Annotated in this window: 15 protein-coding genes, 1 pseudogene and 1 riboswitch; of the genes and pseudogenes, 8 read left to right on the top strand and 8 right to left on the bottom strand. The window is 62.1% G+C overall.

Features of this window, described 5'->3' with window-relative positions; genetic code table 11:
* Positions 1 to 259 precede the first annotated feature (259 nt).
* Entirely contained in the window at positions 260 to 607 is a 348-nt protein-coding gene (locus BKP54_RS28455) for a hypothetical protein (protein WP_025427389.1), read from the bottom strand.
* Positions 608 to 741: 134 nt separating this feature from the next.
* Here BKP54_RS28455 and BKP54_RS28450 point away from each other — a divergent pair, with 134 nt between their 5' ends.
* Positions 742 to 1,377, top strand: a complete 636-nt coding sequence (locus BKP54_RS28450; RefSeq protein WP_025427388.1) for a PAS domain-containing protein — start codon at positions 742 to 744, stop codon at positions 1,375 to 1,377.
* 58 nt (positions 1,378 to 1,435) lie between these two features.
* The gene (locus tag BKP54_RS28445) at positions 1,436 to 2,590 is read left to right on the top strand and encodes a pyridoxal phosphate-dependent aminotransferase (protein ID WP_025427387.1); all 1,155 of its coding nucleotides are present in this window, start codon (positions 1,436 to 1,438) and stop codon (positions 2,588 to 2,590) included.
* Between the two features lie 137 nt (positions 2,591 to 2,727).
* Here the strand turns inward: BKP54_RS28445 and bmt are convergent.
* Positions 2,728 to 3,742 (bottom strand): annotated as a pseudogene (gene bmt, locus BKP54_RS28440) (betaine--homocysteine S-methyltransferase).
* 82 nt (positions 3,743 to 3,824) lie between these two features.
* Positions 3,825 to 5,075: an O-antigen ligase gene (locus tag BKP54_RS28435; protein WP_192433324.1), complete on the bottom strand. Its 1,251-nt coding sequence runs from the start codon at positions 5,073 to 5,075 to the stop codon at positions 3,825 to 3,827.
* Between the two features lie 474 nt (positions 5,076 to 5,549).
* On the opposite strand from BKP54_RS28435, the gene BKP54_RS28430 reads away from it, so the two are divergent.
* Together BKP54_RS28430 and BKP54_RS28425 are read left to right on the top strand one after the other, a co-directional pair.
* Entirely contained in the window at positions 5,550 to 6,665 is a 1,116-nt protein-coding gene (locus BKP54_RS28430) for an acyltransferase (RefSeq protein WP_158071734.1), read from the top strand.
* Between the two features lie 201 nt (positions 6,666 to 6,866).
* The gene (locus tag BKP54_RS28425; RefSeq protein ID WP_025427383.1) at positions 6,867 to 7,733 is read left to right on the top strand and encodes a D-alanyl-D-alanine carboxypeptidase family protein; all 867 of its coding nucleotides are present in this window, start codon (positions 6,867 to 6,869) and stop codon (positions 7,731 to 7,733) included.
* Between the two features lie 235 nt (positions 7,734 to 7,968).
* Here BKP54_RS28425 and BKP54_RS28420 read toward each other — a convergent pair whose 3' ends face one another.
* From BKP54_RS28420 to BKP54_RS35490, 4 genes are all read right to left on the bottom strand, one after another.
* Complete coding sequence (locus tag BKP54_RS28420) at positions 7,969 to 9,015, bottom strand: glycine betaine/L-proline ABC transporter ATP-binding protein (protein ID WP_025427382.1); 1,047 nt, start codon at positions 9,013 to 9,015, stop codon at positions 7,969 to 7,971.
* On the bottom strand, positions 9,008 to 9,919 hold the full coding sequence (locus tag BKP54_RS28415) for a proline/glycine betaine ABC transporter permease (protein WP_025427381.1): 912 nt from the start codon (positions 9,917 to 9,919) through the stop codon (positions 9,008 to 9,010). The genes BKP54_RS28420 and BKP54_RS28415 overlap by 8 nt, the downstream gene beginning before the upstream one ends.
* A 283-nt stretch (positions 9,920 to 10,202) precedes the next feature.
* Positions 10,203 to 11,201, bottom strand: a complete 999-nt coding sequence (locus BKP54_RS28410; protein ID WP_025427380.1) for an ABC transporter substrate-binding protein — start codon at positions 11,199 to 11,201, stop codon at positions 10,203 to 10,205.
* Positions 11,202 to 12,068: 867 nt separating this feature from the next.
* Positions 12,069 to 12,212: a hypothetical protein gene (locus BKP54_RS35490; protein ID WP_107027614.1), complete on the bottom strand. Its 144-nt coding sequence runs from the start codon at positions 12,210 to 12,212 to the stop codon at positions 12,069 to 12,071.
* 250 nt (positions 12,213 to 12,462) lie between these two features.
* Here BKP54_RS35490 and BKP54_RS28400 point away from each other — a divergent pair, with 250 nt between their 5' ends.
* Together BKP54_RS28400 and BKP54_RS28395 are read left to right on the top strand one after the other, a co-directional pair.
* Positions 12,463 to 13,920 carry a cobyric acid synthase gene (locus tag BKP54_RS28400; protein WP_025427379.1) on the top strand — a complete coding sequence of 486 codons (1,458 nt, stop codon included), beginning with the start codon at positions 12,463 to 12,465 and terminating at the stop codon, positions 13,918 to 13,920.
* A gap of 124 nt (positions 13,921 to 14,044) precedes the next feature.
* The gene (locus tag BKP54_RS28395; protein ID WP_025427378.1) at positions 14,045 to 14,668 is read left to right on the top strand and encodes a class I SAM-dependent methyltransferase; all 624 of its coding nucleotides are present in this window, start codon (positions 14,045 to 14,047) and stop codon (positions 14,666 to 14,668) included.
* 25 nt (positions 14,669 to 14,693) lie between these two features.
* Here the strand turns inward: BKP54_RS28395 and BKP54_RS28390 are convergent, their stop codons facing one another.
* Entirely contained in the window at positions 14,694 to 16,922 is a 2,229-nt protein-coding gene (locus BKP54_RS28390; protein ID WP_084815264.1) for an adenylate/guanylate cyclase domain-containing protein, read from the bottom strand.
* A gap of 309 nt (positions 16,923 to 17,231) precedes the next feature.
* Positions 17,232 to 17,638, top strand: a riboswitch (cobalamin riboswitch).
* 137 nt (positions 17,639 to 17,775) lie between these two features.
* On the opposite strand from BKP54_RS28390, the gene cobU reads away from it, so the two are divergent.
* Positions 17,776 to 18,300, top strand: a complete 525-nt coding sequence (gene cobU, locus BKP54_RS28385) for a bifunctional adenosylcobinamide kinase/adenosylcobinamide-phosphate guanylyltransferase (protein ID WP_025427376.1) — start codon at positions 17,776 to 17,778, stop codon at positions 18,298 to 18,300.
* Positions 18,301 to 18,303: 3 nt separating this feature from the next.
* A complete protein-coding gene (gene cobW / locus BKP54_RS28380) occupies positions 18,304 to 19,368 on the top strand; it encodes a cobalamin biosynthesis protein CobW (protein ID WP_025427375.1) in 1,065 nt (354 codons plus the stop codon).
* Positions 19,369 to 19,386: the final 18 nt, after the last annotated feature.

The raw sequence follows: 19,386 nt of genomic DNA, 5'->3' as shown, positions 1-19,386 counted from the left end.
ACGGTACCACTTCCCTCATTCCTGTGCTTGTCACAGGAATCCAGTAACGGCGCGTCTGCGCAGTTAAGGATCCTTCCAGTGGCCCTTCTTCCTCAAGCTCTTCCGCGCCGTAGACACGGCGCTGCTGGATTCCTGTGACAAGCACAGGAATGAGGGCGAGAAATCCCACTCGGGCAGCAAGGTGCAGCGGACCAACCAGCTAGGTCAAAGATTCATTGTGATCGCGCCGAGCCCCATGGCGCTCTTTAAACGCCTAACCTCAACCCTTCGGAAACGCGCGCTCCAGGCCGCCTGATTTCGTCAAACCCGTTCTGAACGCCTGGTAGGCCGGGTGCTGGCTGGAGCGGGCGGCTTCCATCAGGCGCATCTGCAGCCGCGCCGGGGCCTCGCTGCCGAGCCAATGGCCAAGCTTTTCGAGCTTCAACGTGTTGAGGAAGCGGGCTTCGGAGGCGATGTCGAGGCAGCGATGGAGGCCTTCCATCAGTTGCTCGTCCTGCTCGGGGTTTTCCGCCAGCAGGCGGATAAAGGCCTGATCCGCTTCGCCAAAAGCCGAAAGCTTGTCGGCAACGGTGTCCCTGTCGGGGAAGGAAGCGGGTCCGGCATTCATGTCAGTGTCTCCAGGCGAATCTCGTTTTCTTCGGGATAGGACAGGCCGGCAGGGCGCGCAAGCATCGGTGAATGATGCACTTAAACGAAACGTCTAGAATTGACAAAAAGTCCAGAATCGGTCATTCCAGTGACATGAACATAAAGCCCGCCATTGCCTTCGACATTGCCATGCACGCGCCAACGGCTGCGGCCATCAGCGCCTTGCTCTATCCGCATGCGGAGGTGGTGCTGCATGACCTTAAGCGCGGCACCGTCGTTGCCATCTGGAATGCCTCCTCCGGCCGGGCGGTCGGCGAGGATTCGCTGATCGAGGAAGAGTTCGGCGTGGTTTCGGGCGCGGAAAACGTGCTCGGGCCATACGAGAAGACTGGAGTCGACGGTCGGCGCATCAAGTCCATCTCGGCGGTGTTGCGCGACGCCAAGGGCGACGCGGCAGGCCTGCTCTGCATCAATCTCGATGTCTCGATGATCGACAATGCCGTGAAGCTGCTTTCCGCCTTTGCCGGTGCTGCGCAGCCGCGGCCGCAGGTGCTGTTTTCGCGTGACTGGCGCGAAGAGATCAACGCGTCGCTGCATGACTGGCTGAAGGAGCGGGGGCTCGCGCTTTCAGCGCTGAAACGGGCGGACCGGGTGGCGCTGGTGGCGGCGCTGGAGGAGCGCGGCCTGTTCAAGACCCGCAACGCCGTCGACCATCTTGCCAGCCTGATCGGCACCTCGCGCGCCTCGATCTACAACTATCTCACTGCCGCCCGCGGCGACGCTTCCTGATCACGACGAAGACAATGGTTTCGCCCGTCCGCCGGACGCAGCGATTGGAGGACCCGATATGACCACCTTGCCAGACTTCCGCCTCGAAACGCATTTCTCCCGCTGGGAGTTCAAGGCGCGCCACCACATGACCGCCAGCGACAGCGAAACCATCGGCATGGGCGAACTGCTGGCGCTGGCCGACGACGCGGACCGGGAAGCCTGGGACAAGCTGACGCTCGGCTACACCGAAACCTATGGCGCACCGGCCTTGCGCGCGGCCATTGCGTCGACCTATCAGGGGCTCTCGGCTGAAGACATTCTCTGCTTTGCCGGGGCGGAGGAGGGGCTTTACTGCGCCATGCTGGCGCTGCTCGGCCCTCAGGACCACGCCATCGTCACCGTGCCAAACTATCAGTCGATGGAAACGCTGCCGGTCACGATCGCCGCTTCGGTCACCGGCGTGCCGCTGCGCCCGGAAAACAACTGGCGCCTCGATATTGCCGACGTGCGTGCGGCGCTGAAGCCGAACACCAGGCTGATTGCAGTCAACTTCCCCAACAACCCTACCGGCTCGATCGCCGATCAGCAGACCTTCAAGGCGCTGGCCGAGCTCTGCGCCGAACGCGGCATCCATCTCTTCAGCGACGAGGTCTATCGTGGGCTCGAGCGCGACCCGGCGCTGAGGCTGTCGCAGGCGGCCGAGTTGTTCGAGCGCGGCATCTCGCTCAACGTCATGTCCAAGGCCTATGGCCTGCCGGGCTTGCGCATCGGCTGGATCGCCTGCCGCGATCATGCGCTGATCGAGCGCATGGAGAAGATGAAGCACTATCTGTCGATCTGCAATTCGCGTCCGTCCGAGGTTCTGGCAACGATCGCACTCAAGGCGCGCGAGCAACTGCTGACACGCAATCGGGCGCTTTGCGCCTCGAACCTCGAAAAGCTCGGAGCCTTCTTTGCCGAATTCCCCGCCCTCTATGAATGGCGGGAGCCGGATGGCGGCTGCGTCGGTTTTGCCCGCTATCTCGGAGCCGATGGGGTCGAGACCCATTGCCGCCGCCTGGTGGAAGAGGCGGGCGTGCTGCTGCTGCCATCCAGCCTGTTCGTGTCCGACCTGCTGCCGGTCGCTGAGGATCGCTTCCGTGTCGGCTTCGGTCGCAAGAACATCGAGATCGGGCTTGAGGCCTGGCGGCAGCATCTTCGGGCGGACAGTGCGATCAAGCGCAGCGCCTGATTTTCGGGGGCATTCCCGCTCGTTGCGAGAGCCATAGCGAACGCTACAAATGAAAACGCTCCGGGATCAGATGATGCCGGAGCGTTTCGTTATTTTGTCGATCTTGCGTGCTTTTCGCACTTCCCCTGGAAGTGCTTTTAGCCGCGGCGGCTGCGCCGTTCCCGGGCCGGGGCCGATGGAGCTTCATTGGCCGACTTGTTGCGCAGCGGGCCGATCCTTTCGATGATCACATCGAGCGTCGGGCGTTCGCGCGGCGAATGCTCGTCGAGGGCCACGCGCATGGCGGCGAGGTGCCCGCAGGTGGTGCCGCAGCAGCCGCCGATGATCTTGGCGCCGGCGTCGGCCGCGAGCCGAGCATATTCCGCCATCAGCGGCGGCGTGCCGGAGTAATGGATTTCCGAGCCGCGGAATTCCGGAATGCCGCAATTGCCCTTGACGATCACGGTCGCCTCGGGCTTTGCCGCGGTCATGTCGAGCAGCGAGGACAGGATGTCGGACGCGCCGACGCCGCAATTGGCCCCGACGGCGACCGGGCCATTGCCCAGATCCTTGGCGACATCGTGAATATCCTTGGGGTGCAGGCCCATCATGGTCTTGCCGGCGGTGTCGAAGGAGCCGGTATAGACATAGGGCATGCCGACCTTGGCGGCGGCCTCGGCGGCCGCGCGGATCTCGTCCGGCGACGACATGGTCTCGATCCAGGCGACTTCGGCGCGCGGCCTTCAGGCCTTCGATCTGTTCGACGAAGGCCGAGACCGCGTCCTCATAGGACAGCGCGCCAAGCGGGATCAGCAGTTCGCCGGTCGGGCCGACAGAACCGGCGGTGATGACCTTGCGCGGTGCCTGGTCGGCGACGGCGCGGGCGATTTCGGCCGCGCGCCTGTTGAGTTCGTGCACGCGATCCTGGGCGTGGTGCAGCTTCAGGCGGTGGCGGGTGCCGCCGAAGGAGTTGGTCAGGATGATGTCGGCGCCGGCGTCGACGAAGTCCTGGTGCAGCTTGGCGATGTTCTCGGGCCTGGTCTCGTTCCAGATTTCCGGCGCTTCGCCGGCTTCGAGGCCCATCGCGAACAGCGAGGTTCCGGTGGCGCCATCGGCAAGAAGAACGCCTTTTTCGGCGATAAGGTCGGAGAGAACGTTGGCTGCAGCGGTCATCGGCTTTTCCCGGCTAGAATGAATGCAATAAGATATAAAGATATCTTTATGTCTTTGCAAGCGTCGGCGTGGGTGGCCGGGACTATTGTTGGTGGCGCAGGCCCAAGCGCCCGGCAAGGCCGAGCCCGAAGATGGCCAGCGCCGTCAGCAGCCACATCGGGTCGGCGCGGTTGAGGAAGAAGCTTTCGAGCATGGCGTTGTAAGTCATGAAAATGACGACCATGACGCAGAAGTCGGCAAAGGCCCGACCCTCCGGCCGGCGCGAGGCGCGGATGTAGTCGAGGAGCGGTTTGACGAAGAGCAGCAGGCTTATGAGGATACCGCCGGGCAGGCCAAATGTCAGCGCCGCGTCGAGATAGCTGTTGTGGCCGGCAACGATGCCACGCACGTCCCAGTTCGCCTCGAAGTTGGCCTCAAGGCCCATGATGACGGGCGAGAGCCAGAAGCTGGAGTAACCCTGACCTAGCCATGGGTGCTCGGCGATGCTGGCGCTGGCGAACTTCCAGATGTCGTCGCGTCCGGTGAAGGTGGCATCGTCGATGATCGCCCTGGTGAACGAAAGCAGGGTGTCTGAATAGATCGTGCCGAGCGTCAGGCCGAAGACGACGACCGACATGACCAGATGCGCGACGATCATCAGGCCGGGGCTGCGAACGGCGCGACCGGCAAGCACCAGCGTTATGGCGATTGGCAGGAAGCCGATGGTGGTCTTCGAGCCGGTGTGCAGCACGAAGTTGACCGAGAGCAGGGTGATGGCCCAGCCGCGAAGCGTGGCGCCGGAGCGCAGGCAATAGATCCCGAACATGCACAGGATCGAAAACACCGGCGCCGAGACGTTCTTGTGTAGGAGATGGCCGCGCCAGAAGCCGGCATGCCAGGGCTCGCCGCCGGCGGCCGAGTGAATGGCCAGGTCCGGCGCCACGATGAGCGCGGCATAGTCGATCAGGATGAGGAGCAGTATGGCATTTGCCCCGGCATGAACGAAATCCTCCTCGCTGCGCGGCAGCACCAGCACGCCGGCCACCATGATCATCGCCACAAGGCTGAGCGTCAGACCACGGGCGGAGGCGGCCGGATCGTAGGACTGCAGGCAGGAGAAGTAGGCGATGGCGAAGATCGCCACCCAGGCCGGCGAGGCCAGCCGCGCCAGCACCCGCTTGTCGACCACGAGCAGCATCGCAAACAGATAGACCGCACCAAGCACGATGTAGCCGACCTGGTTGATGATGTTGCCATCGTTGGCGGCATTCGGGTCCGTCTCCATGGCGCCCTGAAAGGGCATCAGCGTGAAGACCATGAGGAAGAGCCCGAGGCCGGATAGCAGCGAAGCCAAATGGCGCGTCAGCTGTGCGAGCCCAACGTCGTAGCCTACCCGCGCCGGCACTGGATGCCGACGTGTGGGTAAGTCTGCCGTGGCGGGGGGTACTTGCATCAGGGCGCCGAGATTGCTGGGGCGTCGCCGACACGGCGCCACCTCCGGGTTTGCGGTTCCCGTCTGCAGTTGCCCCCAGAGGGCCGGGACCTGCCATCAAGCATGGCGCAATCGGGTTAAGGTCGAATGAAACGGCGGCTCGGTTCAATCGGGCATCTTTTGCCAAAGCGGGCAGTTTTGCCTTGCCCCGACAACAGAAGCCAAATGTCTTTGGCTCAACGCAGAATGCCCATTACCGGATTTTAAGGCTTCCCGGGCGAAGGTAGCTTCCAATCGTCCTTGCGGGACCTGTCTTCTCGAAGCAGACCGTCTAAACGACGGGCGCAACGTGACGAAATGGCGGCGCTTGCCGCCAGCGATGGAGCATTCTCCGCAATGGTGAAGAAACCCAAACTCCTGGCGCTCGAATCCTTGCGGGGTTTCGCGGCCCTTGCGGTTGTCCTGCACCATTTCCGTTACGGCAGCCTGCTGAGTGAGAATGCCTTCATCCGGCACGGCTACCTCATGGTCGACTTCTTCTTCGTGCTCAGCGGCTTCGTGATTGCTCTCAACTATGCCAACAGATTGTCGAGCCCCGCAGAGCTCGCAAGCTTCCAGCGCCGGCGGTTCTGGCGCCTCTATCCGCTTCATCTGTTCACGCTGCTGATCTTCCTCGGCATAGAGTGTCTCAAATACATCTTTGAACAGAAGACCGGCATCATCTCCAATAACCCCGCCTTTGTGGTGTCCGACGCAAAGGCGTTCCTTGCCAATCTTTTTCTGCTGCAGGGCGTGGTTCTGAGCGAACTCGGGTTCAATATTCCGAGCTGGTCCATTTCGGTCGAGTTCTGGACCTATCTGATCTTCGCTTTGACGGTGGGTCTCCTGCGGTTACCGGTGCGCTGGTGCCTTGTTCTGGCGGGTGGAGCGGCCATCATCCTGCTCGCTCTGGAGGGCGGACGGCTCGAAACCGATCCGATCTTTGCGATCATCCGCTGCGTATTCTCTTTTTTCCTGGGGGCGTGGGCCGCTTCGCTCCACGTCCGATTGCCCCGAAAGGCGGCGGCGCCGATGGCTGCAGCGGCGCTGACGCTCGTCGTTTTGGCAATCTGGGGCCTCGGCGGCGGCCGCGCGGAAATCCTTCTGCCGCCTCTTTTTGCGGTCACGGTTGTGGCCGTGGCGAACCTGCAGGAGGACACGAGTCTTCGCCGCTTTCTCGAGTGGCCGTCCTTCGTCTGGTTGGGCACCGTCAGCTACAGCGTCTACCTGACCCATTCCATTGTCGGCTGGGCGGTCACCCAGATTCTGCGCTTCGGCCTGAAGGTTCCGACCCACGTCGCTCCCGATGGGGACACGGTTCTGACGCTCGACCAGGGCTTCGCGACGCTGGTGACGCTCGCTGCGATAGGTGGGGTGCTGGTTGTCTCTACTCTGACCTTCCGTTTCATCGAAAAACCCTTTCTGTCAGGCTGGCCTTTTGGGGCGAGGGCTGTCGCGGCGCGTGAGGGTTAGGCAGGTTCGATCTGGCGCCGAAGCCAGGTTGTCCGTTGACGCCATTGTGGCGGAAGCGGGGCGATTGCTCACGACGAAAAGCCGCAGCCGATAGGCGATTGCGGCTCGCTTGTGATCGCTGTAAAAGGCGGCACTTATGTAGTTGCTAGCTTGCCCGCGGGTATCGCGCGCTGATCGATAGCCTCAAACGAGAAGAACATCATGCATTTCACTATCCGGACACTCGCGTCGGCGGCGGTTTCACTCGGTCTGTTGCTCGGCGGTGCGTCCTACGCGTTCGCCGGAAAAGCCCATCTGGTTCTGGACGCGCAGACCGGCACCGTTCTCGAAGCCGAGAATGCCGACGAGCTGAACTATCCCGCGTCCTTGACCAAGATGATGACGATCTATCTTGCGTTCGAAGCGCTTCGCGACGGCAAGCTGACGTGGGACCAGCGACTGACGATGTCGGAAAATGCCAATGGCAAGGAGCCCTTCAAGCTGGCCGTCGGCGTCGGGCGCACCGTCTCCGTCCGCGAAGCCGTGATGGGCATGATCGTGCTGTCGGCCAATGATGCTTCCGTTGCCATCGGCGAACAGCTGGCCGGCACTGAAACCGGGTTTGCCAAGGTGATGACCGAGAAGGCGCACCAGCTCGGCATGGCCAGCACCGTGTTCAAGAACGCCAACGGCCTGCCGGATCCGGAGCAGGTGACGACGGCGCGTGACATGGCGACGCTCGGCATTGCGCTGATGCGCGATTTCCCAGAAGAGTTTGCGCTGTTTTCGAACCGCAAGATCGAATTCAGGGGCATGAAGCTTCGCGGCCACAACGGCGTGATGAACCGCTATGCAGGCGCTGACGGCATCAAGACCGGCTACACCACGGCGTCTGGCTATAACGTGGTGACGTCGGCGACGCGCGACGGCAAGCGCCTCGTCGGCGTCGTCATGGGCGGCGAGACCGCCGAAAAGCGCGACACCCAGATGATGGGCCTGCTCGACAAGTATTTCCCGGCGACCAGCGATACGCTTTCGTCCGCAAGCACCGTCGAGCCGGCTGCAGCCGAAACGACGAAGACCAACTGAACAGCGCCGTAGAGCACTTGGTGCGAATGCGAGGCTGACATCGGCCTACAGCGCCGCGCGTCTTATTAGACGCGCAAAGGTCGCTGTAGCACTTTGAATTGCTGCATGAGCGCCGACAGCGTGCGTCTTCCGAGTTGCACCCCGCAGACGATACGACCCGCCTGACATGCGAAGGGCGCTGCGGCCTGTTCCCGCGATGGGAGGTGCCGAGCGCCCTTGCTGCCGATTGGCCTGTCTATGCGGCTCTCTTGTCCTCGTGACTGGTGGGCGTCACCATGGCCGAGATGATCGTCGGCAGATCGAGCGCGCCGATCGGGCGGCCGTTTTCGTCGACGACATGGGCCACGTTGAGATGAGCGCCGGTCATGGCGCGGGCCGCCGATTCCAGCACCGTGCCCATCGTCAGCGGCATGCCTTCCGGGTTGCCGGAAAGCGGCCGCATGATCGTCTCGACATTGATGACGCGTCCGCGGTTCACTTCCTTGACGAAGGCGCTGATGTAGTCGTCGGCGGGCGACAGCACGATTTCCTGGCCCGTTCCCTGCTGCACCACGCGGCCATCCCGCAGGATGGCGATCTTGTCGCCGAGCCTGAGCGCCTCGTCGAGATCGTGGGTGATGAAGACGACGGTCTTCTTCAGCTCTTTCTGTAGGTCGAGAAGCACGCTCTGCATATCGACGCGGATCAGCGGATCGAGTGCCGAATAGGCTTCGTCCATCAGCAGGATGTCGGCATCGTTGGTGAGCGCCCGGGCGAGGCCGACGCGTTGCTGCATGCCGCCGGAAAGCTGGTTGGGGTAGTGGTTCTCAAAGCCCTGGAGACCGACCCGGTCGATCCAGCCGCGCGCGCGCTTTTCGCTCTCGGCCTTGCCGACGCCCTGGATCTCCAGGCCGTAAACGGTGTTGTCGAGCACGGTCCGGTGCGGCAGCAGCGCGAATTTCTGGAACACCATCGCCGTCTTGTGGCGACGGAATTCGCGCAGGTCGTTGTCGTTCATCTTGCAGACGTCGACGCCGTCATAGAGCACTTCGCCTGCGGTCGGGTCGATCAGCCGGTTGATGTGGCGGATCAGCGTCGACTTGCCCGAGCCCGAAAGCCCCATGACCACCATGACGCCACCGGCCGGCATCGAGATGTTGATGTCCTGCAGACCGAGCACGTGGCCGTGCTTTTCGTTGAGTTCCGCCTTGCCCAGGCCCCGCTTGACGGCATCGACATAGTTGCCGCCATTGGGGCCGAAGATCTTGTAGAGGTTCTTCACCTCGATCGCGTGACTAGCCATGGATAACCTCCGAATGCTTCTGTAGCCGCCTGCCGAAGGCCTGGCTGGTACGGTCGAAAATGATGGCGATACCGACAAGGGCGAAGCCGTTGAGGAAACCGACGGTGAAGAACTGGTTGGCGATCGCCTGCAGCACGTTCTTGCCGAGGCCGCCCACGCCGATCATCGATGCGACGACGACCATCGCCAGCGACATCATGATGGTCTGGTTGATGCCGGCCATGATGGTGGGCAGCGCCAGCGGCATCTGCACGTTCTTGAGCTTCTGCCAGGCCGACGACCCGAAGGCGTCGGCGGCTTCGAGCACTTCCTTGTCGACGAGGCGGATGCCGAGATTGGTGAGCCGGATCATCGGCGGCACGGCATAGATGACGACGGCGATGAGGCCCGGAACCTTGCCGATGCCGAAGATCATCACGACCGGAATAAGATAGACGAAGCTCGGCATCGTCTGCATCACGTCGAGCGCCGGATTGACGACCGACTGCACCCGCTCGGAGCGCGCCATCAGAATGCCGATCGGAATGCCGATCAGGATCGAGATCAGCGTGCAGACGGTGACCATTGCGAGCGTGACCATCGTGTCGTTCCACAGGCCGACGAGGCCGATGGCGATCATCGACAGCGCCGTGCCGATGGTGATGTTGATGTTGCGGCTGCCGAAATAGACGATCGCCACCATGAGCGCGAGGATGACGATCCACGGCGAGCTGACGAACAGGCTTTCGAGATAGTTCAGAAACCATTGAAGCGGCTGGACGACCGTGTCGATGGCGTCGCCATAGGTGCGGACGAAACCCTTGAAACCATCGTCGATGGTCTTGCGAGCCAGGCGGATCGTTCCGTCGTCAATGGCAGGGAACTTGCAGAGCAACTCTGGCAAGACACTGCAGATGGATGCCATATTTTTCCCCTTCTTGGCCTGAAGTCTTATGACGCCGACTGCGTCTTCAGACCGGTCGTTGCCGATCCCTGCGCAGACTTTGCGGTGACCTCTTCGGGTCCCGGCGTGAGGAATGTGACAGCGGAACGTGACGCCCGCTTTACTGAATGCGACATGCGAAGCGAACTGAACCTGTTCGTCGTCGCCGGTATTGCTTGCCATGTCCGACAATTTTTTCCGGCTGGCGAAGACGCCGATGCAGGCGACCGCTTTTCACGCGGGCCGCCTGCATCGTCAGCGAAAATCAGAGTGCCGCCTTGACCTTCTCGGCCACATCAGGGCTTACCCATGTGGTCCACATGTCCGGGAACTCTTCGAGGAAGTGCTTTGCTGCATCCTCGTTGGTGCCCTGGTTCTCATCCATCCAGGCAAGGACCTTGTTGACGGTGCCATTGTCCCACTTGCGCGCCTTGACATAGTCCATGGCAACGCCGGCCTTGTCGGCAAACGACTTGGTCACGACAGTGAAGACGTCGGAGACCGGGTAGGAGTTGACCTTCGGGCTCGGGCAATCCGGAACGGCCGAGCAGGCGTCCCATTCCTTCTTGTCGTGATCAACGCCGAAGGAGAGGCGGGTCATTTCGTACTTGCCGAGGATGGCAGTCGGTGCCCAGTAGTAGCCGAGCCAGCCGGTCTTCTTGGCAAAGGCGTTGGCGATCGAGCCGTCGAGGCCGGCCGCAGAGCCGGTGTCGATCAGCTGGAAGCCGGCCTTCTCGGCATCGATCGCCTTGTAGAGATTGGCGGTCGAAACCTGGCAGTTCCAGCCAGACGGGCAATTGTGAATGGCGGCTTTGGACGGGTCTTCCGGTGCCGGGAAGAGATCGGGGTGTTTCAGCGCATCCTGCACCGTCTTGATATCGGGGTTGGCATCGGCGACGAATTTCGGGATCCACCAGCCTTCGACGCCGCCTTCGCTCAGGATCTTGGCGGCTTCGATCAGCCGGCCTTCCTTGATGGCCGCGTCGAGCGGCGTGCGAACGGCGTTGACCCAGAGTTCCGGCGCCATATCCGGCTGGGCCTTTTCGTTCATGGAGGCAAAGGTCGGCATGGTGTCGCCGGTGACCAGCGTCACGGTGCAACCGTAACCGTTTTCCAGAATGAACTTGTCCACGTGAGCGGCAACGCCCGCCGACGCCCAGTTCATCTCGGCAATGCTGACTTCACCGCATTCCGCGGCCTGCGCGGAACCCGCCAGCGCGTACAGACCCGCGGCGAGAATGGTGGAAGCGAGGAGTTTCTTCATGTTGCAAGACCTCCCAGTCTTTAACTGCAGCCTACGATCAAACGGGCGTCGTGGGGACGCCGTGCATCCCGGTCACCCGAGCCAAATGAGCAGCCTGGGGTTCGGCAAAAGACAAGCCAAGGGTAGCCCCTGCTGCGGCGGTGTGGGAGTTCGATCTGGTCCTGGCCGCGGAACCCTGTCGCCGGCCGGATCTCCTCTATACCGCTCCGCAAGCCTAAGTATTCTCGTTGGGAAATCAACCTCTTGAATCGGAAAACGGCCGCGCCGGGCTGCGGGCAGCGTCTGTCTGCGACATGATGGAAGGGGATTTTTTTGGCTTCCATCGGGCCAAATTTAAGCATTCGCGACAATTAGTGCCGTAAAATATAGCGGTCGCCGCAATGCTTGTTTTCGATCTGTTGCAATCAGGACCTTTCCTGTCGTGAATGCGCCACGCGCACATTTTGTAAATGTCGCGAAAAAAATTCAAAAAATGCCGCGATTCATCTTTCGTTAAATCCTCGATAACCATCCGGTAACGATGTCCGGCTAATTGTTGTTGCGCGGCGGGAAACGGCCGTCGACCCGGATCAAGGTATAGCGTCCCGGGTTTGAGCGAACCTCCGGTGTGTTTTTCCGGAGTGACCAGCGTTTTTTGGAAGCCGCATCCCTCGATAAGAGGTCGATGCGGTTTTCGCGTTTAAGGGCGTGTCGCACAAAAGTGCGTGGCGGTTCTGCGGCGACGACATGCGCAAACCCAGCGCCTCACATGCGCCGTATGGCCAAAAAAAACCGCCTCCACGAAGGGAGACGGCTGGAGGAGAAGGCGTCAGCTGCCGGAATGCGAAGCCGTGGCCGATAGGGGCCCGATCCTATGGGCCTGATGGGTCAGCCGACGTTGGACGTGCGGATGAAGCCGAGCGGGCCGAAGGGAGCGTCGAGAACGACGTTGCGAACGCGCGACTGGCTGACCGGTGCCTTGGAATTCCAGGCGATCTGAACGAAATTTGGTTTGCTGAATATGTACAGCATGGGCATGGACCTTGAGAGGCCGGACGTTTGTCGTCCGGTGTGTGTTTCGATGGCGCTGATATAGGCTCGCGCCTTATGGAATTGAATGCCAAACTCGTCACGGGATGTCGCATTTATGCTAGTTTCGGAGGGAAACTCGACAAGCTTGATGAGCGGCCGAAACAGTCCGTCATCGACGCGCCGCAAATGCGGCGAAAACGTGTCAATACAGCTCTTTGCGGCCGGTCAATTCGGTGTTACCGGTGGCCGCATGACACGCAAGATCATGCTTCAGGGAACCGGCTCGGATGTCGGAAAATCGGTATTGGTGGCAGGCCTCTGCCGGCTCGCCTCCAATCACGGGTTGAAGGTCAGGCCGTTCAAGCCGCAGAACATGTCGAACAACGCCGCCGTGTCGCATGACGGCGGCGAAATCGGCCGGGCGCAATGGCTGCAGGCGCTAGCCGCCCGCGTGCCGTCTTCGGTGCACATGAACCCGGTGCTCTTGAAGCCGCAGTCGGATGTCGGCAGCCAGATCGTCGTGCAGGGCAAGGTCGCAGGCCAGGCGAAGGGGCGGGAATATCAGGCACTGAAGCCGAAGCTGCTCGGGGCGGTGATGGAAAGCTTCGAGCAGATTTCGGCCGGTGCCGATCTCGTGGTCGTCGAGGGGGCGGGGTCACCTGCCGAAATCAACTTGAGAGCAGGCGACATCGCCAATATGGGTTTTGCGACCCGCGCCGATGTCCCCGTTGTGCTCGTTGGCGACATCGATCGCGGCGGCGTCATCGCCTCGTTGGTCGGCACCCATGCGATCCTGCCCGACGAGGACCGGCGCATGGTGACGGGCTATTTGATCAACAAGTTCCGTGGGGACGTCACGCTGTTCGACGACGGCATCGCCGCGGTCGGCCGCTACACCGGCTGGCCCTGTTTCGGCGTAGTGCCGTGGCTGAAGGCGGCCGGGCGGCTGCCGGCAGAGGATTCGGTCGTGCTCGAAAAGCTGGCCCGCGGCGAGGGGCGGGCGCTCAAGGTTGCCGTTCCGGTGTTGTCGAGAATTGCCAATTTCGACGACCTCGATCCGCTCGCCGCCGAGCCGGAGGTCGATCTCGTCTTCGTCAAACCGGGCAGCCCGATCCCCGCCGATGCCGCTCTCGTCGTCATCCCTGGGTCGAAATCGACCATCGGCGATCTCAAGGATTTCAGGGCGCAGGGTTGGGATGAGGACCTCAAGCGCCATGTGCGGCGCGGTGGCCGGGTGATCGGCATCTGCGGCGGCTACCAGATGCTGGGCGCGCGCGTCACCGACCCTCTCGGCATCGAGGGCAACGAGCGGGAAATCAAGGGACTTGGGCTGCTCGACGTCGAAACGGAAATGGCGCCGGAAAAGACCCTGCGCAACAGCCGTGCCTGGTCGCTGGAACACGACGTGCCGCTCGAAGGCTATGAAATCCATCTCGGCCGCACCACGGGTCCTGACTGCGACCGCCCTTCGATCCGCATCGACGATCGCGCCGATGGCGCCCTTTCGGCCGACGGACGGGTGATGGGAACCTACCTGCATGGGTTGTTTTCCAGCGATGCCTACCGTGCTGCCCTGCTCAAAAGCTTCGGCATCGAAGGCGGCATCGGCAACTACCGCCAGTCGGTCGATGCGGCGCTCGATGACGTCGCCGCGGAGCTCGAGGCGGTGCTTGACCCGACGTGGCTCCATCAACTGCTCGGCAATTGAGGCCCGCCCGCAGCATTTGCAGCACGCGCGCGGGGCGTTAAGATGCGTCGCGGACTGCGTGCCGCAGGCGCCGACACATGCAGACTTCTGACCACGGGATGACCGGCGCAACAGGCGGTTTGCAATGAGTGACGACGAGCGGCGTGCGCATTGGGATGCTGCCTATGCCTCCAAGGACGAGGCGGGCGTCAGCTGGTTCGAAGGCACGCCCGAGGTGTCGCTGCGGCTCATTCACGAGTACGGGCGGGGCTTGCCGGCATCGCTGATCGATATCGGCGGCGGTGCGTCTAGATTGGTCGATCGGCTGCTGGAGGAGGGCGGATGGTCGGTCGCGGTGCTTGACCTGTCTCCAACCGCGCTTGGCGCCGCACGAGCCCGGCTCGGCGCGCGCGGCGAAGCGGTAGAGTGGATCGCCGCCGACGTGACCGACTGGTCGCCTTCGCGGCAATACGATATCTGGCACGACCGCGCCGCGTTTCACTTCCTGACCGGTGCGGCAGAGCGCGCGGCCTATGTCGAACGTCTTTGTGCTGCCGTGAAGCCTTCCGGACACGCCATCATCGCCACCTTTGCGCCGGATGGGCCGAACCGCTGCAGCGGTTTGCCGGTGATGCGCTACGACCCGGCGGCGCTTGCCGAAGTAATCGGGCCGTCCTTCCGGCTGGTCGAAGCGATCAGGCACCAGCATAAGACGCCATGGAATTCAGTGCAGGCTTTTCAGTTCAGCGCGCTGCAGCGGGTACGGTAGCGGTAGCATGGGCGAGCGCAAGGGGCTAGCGGACCTGCGAGAACGTGAACGCCCTGTCGCCGTGGTACCATATGAATTCGTTTTCCTTGCCGCTAAGTCCTCCGGGATTTCGCAGCACCATTCCGCAGAGGTTCGTTGTCTTGAGCCACAGGAAGCAAACCTCGTCCCTGTCAAACTTGACCTCGACATCGGTCATGCGACCAGCGCCGATGGAAGCCCAGCCTCCTGTCAGAGTGGCCACGCCCCCGGTTGAAATGACAGCCTCATGTTCCTCGCCCGAGTCCAGCATGCGTCCATGCAGCCGATGCCCCAGGAATAGTGAGCGGGCTTCGTCGGCTTCCAGTCTGTTCCTGCCTACGAAGTCGGCGTTCATCAAGGTCTCAGGCACGCCGGCCAGGCGCAGTCCCCGGTAGAAGAGCTCGCTATCCGCCAGCTTTGCCAGATCCATGGGCGGGCTGGTCGAGATGGTGGCGGCAGTGCCACCGCGTGCGAGGCGAAGCGCGTTGAAACGAGTGATCGCTGCCTGCGCTTCCGTGTTCCGGCCGAGGTGCGCGTAAGCGGAGGCGAGAAGAAGGAAAGAACCGTCATCCTGAGGATTGAGTTCGATGCTGCGCTTCACCGCAGCCACCGACGCCTCGAAATCCTCCAGGCTGAACTGCGTCAGTCCAAGAACGTAAATGAAGAAGGACGGAGAGTGCGGATCGAGGCGCATGGCCGTACGGATATAGGGCAGGGCCTCCGCTGGGCGGCCGGCGGAGGTCAGCACGAAGGCCGTCAGCGCGTAGCTCCAGGAATCGCCGGGTTCGAGCGCGATCGCTTCCTTGAGTTCGGCGAGCGCATCGGCATGCTGCCAGGCCGCTTCGGACAGGAGAGCGGCCGCCTGATAGGCGAGCGCTGTTTTGTGTTTCTGCGCGGTCCTTAGAAATTGTAGCGCCTTGGCTCTAGCTTCGATCCGCGAGATATCAAGCCGATAATGCCAACGCCACAGGTAGACGCGCGCGTAGACCATGGCGGCGGCGGCATAGGCTCGTCCATAGGCAGGATCGAGCGCAATCGCCTGCTCGAAAAAAGGCACTGCCTTTGCAAAATCTTCGGGGGTCGTGCGCCGGTGATGCTCCCAGCCGCGCAGGAACGCATCGAAGGCCGCCGGGACCGTCGTTTCCTTGCGTCCGAAGGCCATCTGCTCGTCAGGATTCAACCGAAGCGCAAGCGCGTCGGCAATGCCGCGCATCACTTCGTCCTGCAGCGCAAAGACATCGGAAAGTGAACCGTCGAACTTGCCGGCCCAAACGTGGCCGCCGCTGAGAGAATCTATGAGCTGAACATTGATCCGTAGCTGTTCTCCGGCACGCTGCACACTGCCTTCGAGGACGTATCGGACACCGAGTTCCTTGGACACCTGCCTGGGTGTCACCGCCCTGCCCTTGTAGGTGAAGGTCGAGTTACGCGCGATAACGAACAAGCCGGATACCTGAGCCAGCTCGGTGACAAGGCCATCGGTCATGCCATCGGCGAAATACTCCTGCCTGGGATCGTCGCTCACGTTGGCAAACGGAAGCACCGCGATCGACGGCTTGTCCGGCGCGGTCAGATTCGGTGGTTGTATCTGGACCGTTTCCACAGGCGACTCCCAGGGCCGCCACCAGGCCACGCCGGCAGCAGCGCCGAGCACGACAGCAGACGTAACGAGTGCCGCCCAGCGCTTCGCGTGGCGCCCAGCGACCTTTACGCTGCCGGGGCGGGCTTCGTTCAGCCCCAGCCGGTAAGTCCGCACCGGCTTTTCGATATGCTTCAGGCGTTGTTCGCCGAGAAAGACGAAGCCGACATCGAGGTGCTTCTCGACCTGGTCGTAGGCGGTGCCGGAGATGATGATCCCACCCGGTTCGGCGAGGCTCTGCAGGCGCTCGGCAATGATCACTCCATCGCCGTGAATGTCGTCGCCTTCAACGATGACGTCGCCAAGATTGATGCCGATGCGGAATTCCAGTCGACCCTGATCGGAGCCGCGGCTTTCGGATTTCGCGCGCTGAACCTCCACCGCACAACGGACCGCCTCGACGACACTCTGGAACTCGACCAATAACCCGTCGCCCATGGTCTTGATCAACCGCCCGCGATGTGCGGCAATCCTTTGTTCGAACAGGCCGTGCAGATCGGCCTGAAAGCGGGCACACGTACCCTCTTCGTCGGCTTGGGTGAGCAGTCCATAGCCGGAAACGTCGGCAATCATCACGGCGGTGAGCCTGCGTTCCATCTGCCTTCCGGATAATCGAAACGACTTTCGGCTACTCTATCGCAATATCTGACGTTGCTAAAATAAAGTTCAGTTGCCGTGGAGCGTCCGCTCCGACGTCGACTACAGCGCCGCGCGTCTTACTGGACGCGCAAAGGTCGCTGTAACACTTTGAATTGCTGCATGTTTTTATCCTTAGGTCGAATACCATCTAAGGATAAAAACATGCAGGAGTGGCCTTTGCGGCCTGCTGCCGGCAAATTGTCGCGCGCCGCATCTCGACGGGTGGCGTGTCGCACGCGTCGATTGACTTTGCGGCGCCCGCTTCCTAATCATCTGACGTTGGATGGTTTCCCCGGATCGTGGCGATGCGGGGGAATAATTGGGAATGTGACGGATGGACCCAAATCGGGCATCCTTATCGCAGCCGACCCCGCGACTGTAGAACGGTCAGGGTTCGCCATCGGGCTGATAGCCGGCTTCCTTTCGATTGCATGGGGCAATCGAAGGCGGTTTGGAATTCAGCCGGAAAAGCCACTGGCGTGGCTTCGTGATCAGCCGGGTTGGACGCCTCTTCTTCTACGAATCGTCCGCCTTTCACGAAACCAGAAAACGCCGGGAAGGTGAGGCGGGCCGTTCGGGCCCAAGCATCGGTCTTCGCGTGATCACGCGGGGCGCGATGTGGTGGGCTCGTGACGCCGTGAGCCAGGAGACCTGCCGTCCGACAGGGGCATTCCGCCCGAAGGGAAGCCCGCTTCCCACGCCATCACGGAGGTTGTCTTGGCTCATCGATCGTTTCCCGAACGCGCCGTCGGCGCGGTGAAATCCTGTTGCCGCTCGAATTCGCGACCAAGCGCGTGAGGCTGCAACGCACATGAGCATTTCCCATGCCGGGCCGGTTCTGGTCCTCGGCGGTGCCCGTTCCGGCAAATCCAGCTTTTCCGAAAGGCTCGTCGAAGCCTCCGGGCTCGGCATGCACTATGTCGCGACCGGCCGTGCCTGGGACGACGAGATGCGCGAGCGCATCGACCATCACCGGGCAAGGCGCGGCGAAGGCTGGACGACGCATGAAGAGCCGCTCGACCTCGTTTCGCTGCTGACGCGCATCGATGACGAGAACCGCGTGGTGCTCGTCGACTGCCTGACGCTGTGGGTCACCAACCTGATGATGGAAGGGCGCGACATGGCGGCAGAGTTCGCGGCCCTTGCCGCTTTCCTGCCGGAGGCGCGGGCGCGCCTCATCCTTGTTTCCAACGAAGTCGGCCTCGGCATCGTGCCCGAGAACCGCATGGTCCGCGATTTCCGCGACCATGCCGGCCGGCTTCACCAGATCGTTGCGGAGAAATCCGCGGAAGTTTACTTTGTCGCGGCCGGATTGCCGCTGAAAATGAAGGGTTGATCCATGACCACTGCCAGAGCCAACCAGGGCAAGATCCCGGCGACCGTCATCACCGGCTTCCTCGGTGCCGGCAAGACGACGATGATCCGCAATCTGCTGCAGAACGCCGATGGCAAGCGCATTGCGCTCATCATCAACGAGTTCGGCGATCTCGGCGTCGACGGCGACGTGCTGAAGGGCTGCGGCGCAGAAGCCTGCTCGGAAGACGATATCATTGAGCTTACCAATGGCTGCATCTGCTGCACGGTTGCCGATGATTTCATCCCGACCATGACCAAGCTGCTCGAGCGCGAAAATCGTCCTGACCATATCATCATTGAAACCTCGGGCCTCGCTTTGCCGCAGCCGCTGATCGCCGCCTTCAACTGGCCTGATATCCGCAGCGAAGTCACCGTCGATGGCGTCGTCACCGTGGTCGACAGTGCCGCCGTTGCCGCCGGCCGTTTTGCCGACGACCATGACAAGGTCGATGCGTTGCGTGTCGAGGACGACAATCTCGACCACGAAAGCCCGATCGAGGAACTGTTCGAGGACCAGTTGACCGCCGCCGACCTGATCGTGCTCAACAAGACCGATCTGATCGACGCCTCCGGCCTCAAGGCCGTGCGCGACGAGGTCGCTTCGCGCACTAACCGCAAGCCAACAATGATCGAGGCGAAGAACGGCGAAGTTGCCGCTGCCATCCTGCTCGGCCTCGGCGTCGGCACGGAAAGCGATATCGCCAACCGCAAGTCTCACCACGAGATGGAACATGAGGCCGGCGAGGAGCACTCTCATGACGAGTTCGACAGCTTCGTCGTCGAGCTCGGCGCGATTGCCGATCCGGCAGGTTTCATCGATCGCCTCAAGGGCGTGATATCAGAGCATGACGTGCTGCGCCTCAAGGGCTTTGCCGACGTGCCCGGCAAGCCGATGCGCCTGCTGATCCAGGCCGTTGGCGCCCGCATCGACCAGTATTACGACCGTGCCTGGGCGGCTGGCGAGAAGCGCGGTACGCGCCTCGTCGTCATCGGCCTGCACGACATGGACGAAGCTGCGGTGCGCGCCGCCATCACCGCACTCGCCTAACTCCTTGAAGCAACGCAA

The organism is Ensifer sp. 1H6 (assembly GCF_001976035.1).
Classification (GTDB): Bacteria; Pseudomonadota; Alphaproteobacteria; order Rhizobiales; family Rhizobiaceae; genus Ensifer; species Ensifer canadensis.
Note: the sequence above shows the minus strand (reverse complement) of the source record. Positions and strands in the feature narration are given on the sequence as shown.

What these genes read in the sequence shown, in the direction of transcription:
- BKP54_RS28455 (WP_025427389.1), bottom strand. Translation starts at nt 607, where the DNA reads ATGAATGCCGGACCCGCTTCCTTCCCCGACAGGGACACCGTTGCCGAC.
- BKP54_RS28450 (WP_025427388.1), top strand. Translation starts at nt 742, where the DNA reads ATGAACATAAAGCCCGCCATTGCCTTCGACATTGCCATGCACGCGCCA.
- BKP54_RS28445 (WP_025427387.1), top strand. Translation starts at nt 1,436, where the DNA reads ATGACCACCTTGCCAGACTTCCGCCTCGAAACGCATTTCTCCCGCTGG.
- BKP54_RS28430 (WP_158071734.1), top strand. Translation starts at nt 5,550, where the DNA reads ATGGTGAAGAAACCCAAACTCCTGGCGCTCGAATCCTTGCGGGGTTTC.
- BKP54_RS28425 (WP_025427383.1), top strand. Translation starts at nt 6,867, where the DNA reads ATGCATTTCACTATCCGGACACTCGCGTCGGCGGCGGTTTCACTCGGT.
- BKP54_RS28420 (WP_025427382.1), bottom strand. Translation starts at nt 9,015, where the DNA reads ATGGCTAGTCACGCGATCGAGGTGAAGAACCTCTACAAGATCTTCGGC.
- BKP54_RS28415 (WP_025427381.1), bottom strand. Translation starts at nt 9,919, where the DNA reads ATGGCATCCATCTGCAGTGTCTTGCCAGAGTTGCTCTGCAAGTTCCCT.
- BKP54_RS28410 (WP_025427380.1), bottom strand. Translation starts at nt 11,201, where the DNA reads ATGAAGAAACTCCTCGCTTCCACCATTCTCGCCGCGGGTCTGTACGCG.
- BKP54_RS35490 (WP_107027614.1), bottom strand. Translation starts at nt 12,212, where the DNA reads ATGCTGTACATATTCAGCAAACCAAATTTCGTTCAGATCGCCTGGAAT.
- BKP54_RS28400 (WP_025427379.1), top strand. Translation starts at nt 12,463, where the DNA reads ATGACACGCAAGATCATGCTTCAGGGAACCGGCTCGGATGTCGGAAAA.
- BKP54_RS28395 (WP_025427378.1), top strand. Translation starts at nt 14,045, where the DNA reads ATGAGTGACGACGAGCGGCGTGCGCATTGGGATGCTGCCTATGCCTCC.
- BKP54_RS28390 (WP_084815264.1), bottom strand. Translation starts at nt 16,922, where the DNA reads ATGGAACGCAGGCTCACCGCCGTGATGATTGCCGACGTTTCCGGCTAT.
- cobU (WP_025427376.1), top strand. Translation starts at nt 17,776, where the DNA reads ATGAGCATTTCCCATGCCGGGCCGGTTCTGGTCCTCGGCGGTGCCCGT.
- cobW (WP_025427375.1), top strand. Translation starts at nt 18,304, where the DNA reads ATGACCACTGCCAGAGCCAACCAGGGCAAGATCCCGGCGACCGTCATC.